6 protein-coding genes are annotated in these 6,000 nt (G+C 68.5%); 1 reads left to right on the top strand and 5 read right to left on the bottom strand.

Annotated features, from left to right (window positions below; genetic code table 11):
• Positions 1-272: 272 nt before the first annotated feature.
• From ACWDUA_RS18100 to ACWDUA_RS18085, 4 genes are all read right to left on the bottom strand, one after another.
• The gene (locus ACWDUA_RS18100; protein WP_449752438.1) at positions 273-572 is read right to left on the bottom strand and encodes a DUF503 domain-containing protein; all 300 of its coding nucleotides are present in this window, start codon (positions 570-572) and stop codon (positions 273-275) included.
• Positions 573-606: 34 nt separating this feature from the next.
• Positions 607-1,521: a polyphosphate kinase 2 gene (gene ppk2 / locus ACWDUA_RS18095; protein ID WP_449752387.1), complete on the bottom strand. Its 915-nt coding sequence runs from the start codon at positions 1,519-1,521 to the stop codon at positions 607-609.
• A 68-nt stretch (positions 1,522-1,589) separates the two neighbouring features.
• Positions 1,590-2,579, bottom strand: coding sequence for a malate dehydrogenase (locus ACWDUA_RS18090; protein WP_449752386.1), 990 nt, complete (start codon positions 2,577-2,579; stop codon positions 1,590-1,592).
• A 131-nt stretch (positions 2,580-2,710) separates the two neighbouring features.
• Positions 2,711-3,178 carry an META domain-containing protein gene (locus tag ACWDUA_RS18085; RefSeq protein ID WP_449752385.1) on the bottom strand — a complete coding sequence of 156 codons (468 nt, stop codon included), beginning with the start codon at positions 3,176-3,178 and terminating at the stop codon, positions 2,711-2,713.
• A gap of 75 nt (positions 3,179-3,253) precedes the next feature.
• Here ACWDUA_RS18085 and ACWDUA_RS18080 point away from each other — a divergent pair, with 75 nt between their 5' ends.
• Positions 3,254-4,399 (top strand): hypothetical protein, encoded by a 1,146-nt coding sequence (locus ACWDUA_RS18080; RefSeq protein WP_449752384.1) that lies wholly within the window; start codon positions 3,254-3,256, stop codon positions 4,397-4,399.
• A gap of 36 nt (positions 4,400-4,435) precedes the next feature.
• On the opposite strand, the gene ACWDUA_RS18075 is transcribed toward ACWDUA_RS18080, so the two are convergent.
• Complete coding sequence (locus ACWDUA_RS18075; protein ID WP_449752383.1) at positions 4,436-5,950, bottom strand: hypothetical protein; 1,515 nt, start codon at positions 5,948-5,950, stop codon at positions 4,436-4,438.
• Between the last annotated feature and the right edge of the window lie 50 nt (positions 5,951-6,000).

Raw genomic sequence — 6,000 nt, 5'->3', positions numbered from 1 at the left:
CGTCGGCCAACCGAGGTTTCGATACGCCTTGTCGCTGCGCTCCTGGTCGGGGTGTGGGTGGTCGAGCCGGGACCGAGCCCCTGGGGCGAGGACCCGTGCCGAGGCCTGGTGAGATTGCAGTGTCGGTGACCAACCTCAGGGGTGGTCAGTTGTCGACGTCGGCCAACCGAGGTTTCGACACGCCTTGTCGCTGCGCTCCTCGTCGGCTCAACCATCGTGCACACTCGACCTGTGTGACGAGGGCACAACCGAACTGGGCGAGACGGGGGACCTCAGTTCACCTCGTCGGATCGGATCACCCGGCTGCGCACCGATAACAGCTCCACCTCGGGGCGTCCGGCGGCGAACCGCTCGATCGCCTCGAGGACCTCCACCACGTGTGCCCGATCACCGGATACCACGGCCACCCCGATTCCGGTGCGGCGGTGCACATCCCGATGAGAGACCTCCGATACCGACACCGAGAACCGCTGTTTCATCTCGGCGACGATGGGTCGAACCACCGACCGTTTCTGCTTGAGCGAGTGCACATCTCCGAGGAGATAGTCGAACTCTGCGAAACCGATCCACATCCCCGTGCTGACCCCGTGCCGATCAGTCATGCGATCAGCCGACATCTCCCATCAGGGCGGCGACGTGATCGGTGACGTACCGCGACAACGACCGCGGTGGGCGGTGGTAGTTGCCGGTCTCGATCGGATGTTTGGGCAACGTCACCTGGGGTCGGGCCACCTCGTGATAGTCGATGGTGGAGAGCAGATGCGAGATCATGTTGAGCCGCGCGTGCTTCTTGATGTCGGATTCGACGACGTACCACGGACTCGCCGAGGTGTCGGTGTGGACCATCATCTCGTCCTTGGCCCGCGAGTACTCCTCCCAGCGGTACACCGATTCGAGATCCATCGGGCTGAGCTTCCACTGCCGGACGGGATCGGTCATCCGTGACCGGAATCGGCGGAGCTGCTCGTCGTCGGACACCGAGAACCAGTACTTGCGCAACAGGATCCCGTCGTCGATGAGCATCTGCTCGAAGATGGGTGTCTGCCGCAGGAACCGGGTGTGCTCCTCCGGGGTGCAGAAGCCCATCACCTTCTCGACTCCGGCACGGTTGTACCAGGACCGATCGAACAAGACGATCTCGCCGGGTGCCGGAAGATGCGCGACATAGCGCTGGTAATACCACTGACCCCGTTCGCGATCGGTGGGTGCGGGAAGGGCGGCGACCCGGGCGACACGCGGGCTCAGGTACTCGCTGATCCGCTTGATCGTGCCGCCTTTGCCCGCGGCGTCGCGACCCTCGAAGACCACCACGACGCGGGCGCCCGTCTCGCGCACCCACTCCTGCAGCTTCACCAGTTCGGTCTGGAGTCGGAACAACTCGGCCTCATAGACCTTGTTGCTGATCTTCCGTTCCTTGTCCTTACCGGACTTGTCCTTACCGGACTTGTCCTTACCGGACTTGTCCTTACCGGACTTGCCCCCGCTCGAGGTGCCGCTGCCCGGCTTGTCCTTCTTTGCCATGGGCGAAAGCTTATGCCCCCTCGGGCCTGCGCGCGGCGGGGCGGGACGGGTGTGTCACGAAAGGTGTGTCACGACACGGCGAGTGCCGACACCGCGTCGAGCTCGGCGCGGAGCTCGGCGACCGATGCGTCGATGCGGCCGCGCGAGAACTCGTTGATCGCCAGACCCTCCACCACGTCCCACCGGCCGTCGACCGCACGTGCCGGCACCGAGCAGACCAGGCCCTCCGGGATGCCGTAGGCGCCGGTCGACGGCATTGCGACCGAGGTCCAGTCGCCGTCGGGGGTGCCGAGCACCCAGTCGTGGACATGGTCGATGGTCGCGTTGGCCGCGGAGGCCGCCGACGACGCCCCGCGCGCCTCGATGATGGCGGTACCGCGCTTGGCGACGGTCGGGATGAAGTCGTCGACCAGCCAGGTCCGGTCGGCGGCGATCTCGGCGCCCTGGGTGTCGCCGACGATCGCATGGAAGATGTCGGGGTACTGGGTGGCCGAATGGTTGCCCCAGATCGACACCCTACTGATCCGGCCGACCGGGGTACCGGTGCGCCGGGCCAGCTGTGCGATCGCACGGTTGTGGTCGAGCCGGGTCAGTGCGGTGAAGCGCTCGGCCGGGATGTCGGGGGCGTTCGCCGCGGCGACCGCGGCATTCGTGTTGGCCGGGTTGCCCACCACGATCACCCGCAGGTCGTCGGCGGCCACCTCGTTGAGGATCGAACCCTGGTTCGCGAAGATCGCCGAGTTGGCGGCGAGCAGATCTGCGCGTTCCATCCCCTTGGTGCGAGGTTTGGCGCCGATCAGCAGCGCGAAGTCGGTGCCGTCGAACGCGGCGCGGGCGTCGTCGAAGATGTCGACCGACTCCAGCAGTGGGAACGCGCCGTCCTCGAGCTCCATCGCGGTGCCCTCGGCGGCGGCCACCGCCTGCGGGAGCTCGAGGAGCCGCAGACGCACCGGGCGGTCGTGGCCGAGCATGGCCCCGGCGGCGATCCGGAACAGCGAGGCATAGCCGATACTGCCGGCGGCGCCGGTCACGGTCACGGTGGCGGGAGTGAGGGTCATCGAGGACTCCTGTCTCGATCGGGGGACGGGATCGGATGGGCAGGGGATGGACGAGAACGGGGATGGACGAGAACGGGGATGGACGAGAACGGGGGTCGTCGGTGACGGTGCGCGTGCGGTGGGTGGACCCGTCAGTGGACCTCGGACAGGACCACGGTGGACCGGGCGGACTCGAGGGTGAGAGACGTGCCCTCGCGATGCCACCGGATGGGTGCGGAGGCGAAGTCGGCGAGCCAGCTGTCGGCGCGGTCGTGCGGGGGCGGGCAGGCCATCATCGTCGAGGCCAGTGCACCGAAGACCATCGTGGTCGCGTCGACGGTGACCTCGCCGATGTGCCGGTTGCAGCCGGCGGTCATGGCCACGCGACCGGACTCGGGGAAGACGATCTCGAGTGGTCCGTCACCGGGAATCGCCACCCCCGTGACCTCGGTGGAGCGGTAGGTCGTGCCGATCGGAGGCGGTGTCGGTGCGGTGGCATCGGGGGAGCCCGACGGGTCGTCGGTGAGGACGACGGCGGCGACGGCGACACCGACCGCCACCAGGATCACAGCCATCAGCGCGGTGGCCGCCACGGTCGAAGGAGTTCCCTTCTCGGTCACGGACACCACCGTAACCGAGCGTCCCGGGTGGCCGCATGCCGGGAATAGGCGATGATGATGGCGATGGTCGCGATCATGGCACGAACCGAGTATCAGACCCCGCAGCATCGCATCGCCGGGATCGGCGCGATGCTGCTCGCCGTCGCCGCCCTGGTGGTGCTGGTCGTGTTGAGTGCGGTGGGCGTACCCGGCACCACCGCGGCTGTCACGGTCGGGGTGTTGCTGTCGGGGTCGATGCTCGCCGGGGCTGCTGCCAGGGCCATCAAGCGCCCGGCCGTGGTCTTGGGCGTCGATGACACCGACGTGTACGTGGGTGACGAGCGCTCGGGCATCGTCAGCCGTCCCCTCGACAGCGTGGTGTCGGCCTCACTGGGTACGGCGTCCGCCACGACGACGGTGGGCGGCGGCACGGGGGGAAGCGGATCGTCGCAGGATCTGCTGATCCGTGGGATGCGGTGTGCCGACCTCGTCTTCGCCACACCGGAACCGGAGGCCTGGCGCGTCGCGGTGGCGGTCGGCGACCCGGCCGCCGAGGCGGTGCTCGACGTACTGCGCGCGGCGGCCCCGCGCCGGGCGAAGTCCACCGGAACACCGTCACCGGCGAAGGATTCCTCGGCGGTCGGTGCCACCGAGCCCGAGGCCGCCACGACCGCCACGACGGTCGTCGAGGGCGACGACGTGGATCGAATGGCCGAGGCGGGAAGTGAGGACGCGTCCCGGCGCCTGTGGGAGGAGGCGACGCGTCGCCACGACGGGGTGCTCGGCGAGTACGGAACGTATGAACTCGACCCGGCGATGCTGTTGACCTATCCGGCGGTCATCGACGTCACCCGCACCGCGGTGCAGGACTTCCTGGTCGCGCTGGAGGAGGCCGGCGCACTGCGGACCGATGCCTACCCCGGTGACCGTGCGCGGGCCGACGCATACCGGCAGGCCGTGACCACACTGCGGCGCGCATGGGCGGTGTGTGAGTCGGAGGGCAGGCGGCTCGGTGCCACCTATCTCGACGACCCAGACCGTGATTCGCTGCGGACCGCGCTCAAGCTGTTCCGGCATGCCGAGGGTGGCAGCACCCGGGAGGAGCAGGCCGCCTACATCGGGCGGGTGCGCGACATCGTGGGCGGCCTCGTCGATCGCGGAGCGATACATCCGACGGCGGGTGCGCTCGAACAACTGGAGACGGTGTCGCGCAGGATGATCGAGGCGCCGCGCGAGCGGTGATGCGGACGCTTCGCCCGGCGTCACGTCCCGGCGCGGTCAGTGCACTCCGTCACGCAGGAAGACACCCGTCGGGCTGTATGTGCCCTCGGACCCGTCGGATCTCCCCACCGCGACCTGGATCACGGGGTCGCCGTCCCGTTGGAACGTGGTGGTCATCTGGATGTCCACTGCCGACCGGTCGATCTCCTCGACGTCGCCCCGCCGCATCGCCTGGTCACGCACCTCGTCGAACACGGCAGGCGTGACGTCGGTGAAGGCGAACAGGTCACGGGGAGACCAGGATCGTAGGTCGACGGTCGGGAAGGCGCCCGGCACCACCGACACGTCGCCGCTGGTGCGATCGGTGACGAATTCGGCGAGCACGCCGCCGCTGCTCTGGATGTCACCCGCGTACATCGTCGGGGTCATCGATCCGAGACCTCGGATCTCCAGACGATTGAGCGCCGGCCGGTCGAGCGGGACCCCCGCATCGACGAGTGCCGTGCGCAACACGCCGAAAGCCGCCTCGAAGTCGCCCGGGTCGAAGAACGACGCCACCTTGCCGGCCGGGGTCGCCTGGATGTCGTGTGTCTCGGTGATCTGTTCGGGATTGCGATAGGAGGCGGTGATCAGCACGTCCTTGCCGGTGTCCGGACGATCGACGACCATGTCCTCGAAGACCACATCTCCCGCGAACGCGGTGGTGCGCTCGGTCATCGTGGCGGCCATCCGGGACAGGTCGGTGGTCGCGATCACCGATGTCGCGAATGTGTCGCCGCGCCGTTTGGTGGTGGGGGAACGGCGCTGGTCGACCTCCCCGCCGTCCCGAACGGTCAGGGTGATCGATTGACCGGTCGTCGGATCGTAGATCTCTGCGCGATCGGAGCCGGACGCGTCGAAGGTCATGCTGAGGACGTTGGCCTGGGCATCGGGTCCGGCCTCGCCGATGGCGCGCACCAGGCGATCGCGGCGCCGGCCGAGTACCGCCATCCCCTCGTTGCCGGCGGACCCGGTGCCCGCGCCGCCGGTCGACGACGTCGAGGTGCTGGTCGGGGTGTCGATCCGCCACACCGTTTCGGGGATTCCGAACAACACCACGGCACCGACCACGATGGCGATCAGTGGGGGGAGAAATGCCGACCACCCGGGACCGGCCGCCAGATCCGGGGGCATACCGGTCCGCGACGGCAGATCCTCGGCGGGCAGCAGGGTGCGCGGGTTCTGCACCGTCGTCTGGAATCGGACACGGGTCATCGCGGTGAGCCAGCGGGTGTCGTAGGCCGTGTCGTCAGGTGGCGTGATCCGCGCCGACACCAGCGTCGGCTGTGCGTCGTCGACGCCGAGGGTGGAGCGGTTCAACGCGGTGACCCGCATCGGGACACCGGAACGGGGGCCTCCGGTGGAGAAGACCGGCAGGCCGCTGGTCCGTCCGGCGCGGGGCAGGATCACCAGGCCGCCGACGATCAGCGGGATGCCCAGCAGCATCGCGATCCACCAGACGCTGAACGCGCCGAATCCGATCCCGGCAGCGATCAGGACACCCGCGATCACGGCGCGCAGGGCACGGGTCATCACGATCCTCATCTCGGGTGGCCGACCGGGTATGCCAGATGTTAGCGGCG

The sequence above is a fragment of the Gordonia sp. NPDC003376 genome (assembly GCF_053589235.1).
The sequence above is the reverse complement of the archived record's forward strand: the minus strand, read 5'-3'. Positions and strand labels throughout refer to the sequence as shown.